Annotated in this window: 4 protein-coding genes; all 4 read right to left on the bottom strand. The window is 37.2% G+C overall.

The genetic code is table 11. From position 1 onward, the window contains the following. Window positions 1–376: 376 nt before the first annotated feature. Entirely contained in the window at window positions 377–547 is a 171-nt protein-coding gene (locus tag AC1DWN_RS33115; protein WP_477563082.1) for a hypothetical protein, read from the bottom strand. Window positions 548–646: 99 nt separating this feature from the next. Then, window positions 647–988 carry a hypothetical protein gene (locus AC1DWN_RS33110; protein WP_477563081.1) on the bottom strand — a complete coding sequence of 114 codons (342 nt, stop codon included), beginning with the start codon at window positions 986–988 and terminating at the stop codon, window positions 647–649. A 173-nt stretch (window positions 989–1,161) separates the two neighbouring features. After that, window positions 1,162–1,524: a hypothetical protein gene (locus tag AC1DWN_RS33105; RefSeq protein ID WP_477563080.1), complete on the bottom strand. Its 363-nt coding sequence runs from the start codon at window positions 1,522–1,524 to the stop codon at window positions 1,162–1,164. Between the two features lie 87 nt (window positions 1,525–1,611). Beyond that, window positions 1,612–1,901 (bottom strand): hypothetical protein (locus AC1DWN_RS33100; protein WP_477563079.1); only part of this gene is annotated, 290 nt, incomplete at its 5' end.

The raw sequence follows: 1,901 nt of genomic DNA, 5'->3' as shown, positions 1-1,901 counted from the left end.
ATTGAATTCTGGTAACCATCCTAAATCCAAAATTAAACCTTTATCATATCTGACCTGAAATATATCGTGTTTAAACGACCAGATTTGTTTTTCAAGAGGAATCGTATCATCAAAATCAAAATCATTAAGGATTACTTGACCAGACTTAAAATCAATTTTTTCTAACATTGGTTACCTCCAATGATTATTTAAGAAATGTCTTCAATATCTATTTGATTTAACATACTTCCAAGCTATCCTGCTCGTTTGCTTAACAAAGAAAGGGAGTAGCTGCGGTAGCAAACTCCCCCTTGTTTGTTCAACTATCATCTCCCGTTATTTAATGCCGCGAGCCCCTACCGCGCTTTGCATTTGATTTCAAAAACGATAAATTCAATCACTCCTTAAAATCGAACGTCTCTATTTCTGATTCGCCAAGTTTGCGTTTCAATTCCTCGATTTTACGTTTCAGGGGCTCTTCTTCTGCCAAGCGCTTGATGCGGTTTTCCTCAACGATCTGTCCCGCCGTTTTTTGAATCGGAAATTTAATCACATTATCATGGGTCATGCGAAAATCCTCCTTTTCGTCATCGTGCATAGTTCGGGAAGGAAACGAGTGTCAGAAACGGATCGCGAGGAGCTGTTTTGTTGAACTATCGTTCCCCCGTCAGCTTAATCTATGGTCCTCATCTATAATCCATGAGAACTCATTAGAAATCGCAATAGCAACGTTAGATATTGCGATTTCTAAAATGTTATTAATGTAGCTAGGTAAATCTATTTCAATTAAGTTTACTTCTTCAATACCTTCTAGTGTATCAAACGCATAGTTACCATTTAGTCCAGCTGGAATGCCTGTTAGCCTGATTCTCTCTCCATGGAGTTCTTTGCAAAATTTTAAGTGACTGACTTTTTCAAAACCTAAATTACTAATTAAGTATTGTTCCAAAATCTCCGACTTAACTTTATTCGTGTAATCATCAGAATGAATGCTTATATAGACATACATTAATTTCACCTCACTCATGTATTTCATATTCGTAAGAAACAATGGATATCCTTCTAAAAGCAGTTGATAATTAACGCAAACTGCCCGTTACTTCAACATGAAAAAGGAGCTGCCGCGTAGCAGACTCCTCAACTATCGTGTCCCGTTAGCTTAATCAGTTAAGATGCTAAAGGTTAAATTAGATTGCCTTCCCAATCAACAAAAGTCAGTTGATCTTTCCGAAACAAGCACCATTCGATAATTGTCCTCACAAGACCTGGTGTAACAATGCGATCATCCCAAATTGGAGTTTGTACTCTTACCCAACCTTGACGAGAATGATTTTCTAATCCTCCAAACTCGATACCCTTTACCACAATATGCGGTACCTTATCATGGTTAGTTTGTGCTACATGATATGCAACAATAAATTTCTTATCTTCTGAAACGATACTAAGATTGATTCGTCCATAATCTTCAGCATCTTGTTGGACATTCCAATAATAAGTCCTGCCGCTATACTCCAACTTCCGTTTGCCCTTTGAATTAACTCCCATCGTCTTGTTCCCTCGCTAATATCGTACTAATTCACTTCCACTGTATATTCGAGGCAGCATCAAAGTATCCTGCCCGTTAGTTCAATCTCATTTTCCCTTGACGACATTTTTATCAATTATAAATTCGTCAAAAAAGGTCTTTAGTCGTTCATTAATATCATTAGTCATTTGATAATAAGCTCCATTGATTTGGATATTAAGATTCGGTCCAAACGACAAACCTATTATCTCTTTGTTTTCTATATCGTACAGTCGAAAAGTTCCGCCACCAGTCCATGGATTCGGCTTTGTCTTACGATATGTGGTTGCACTTAATGATTGGATAAAATGATTAATTTCTATCTTGTTCTCTGTCTCGTAAAGCAAGCCGTTCCACC

It is taken from the genome of Paenibacillus sp. P4_A7 (assembly GCF_056402455.1).
The sequence above is the reverse complement of the archived record's forward strand: the minus strand, read 5'-3'. Positions and strand labels throughout refer to the sequence as shown.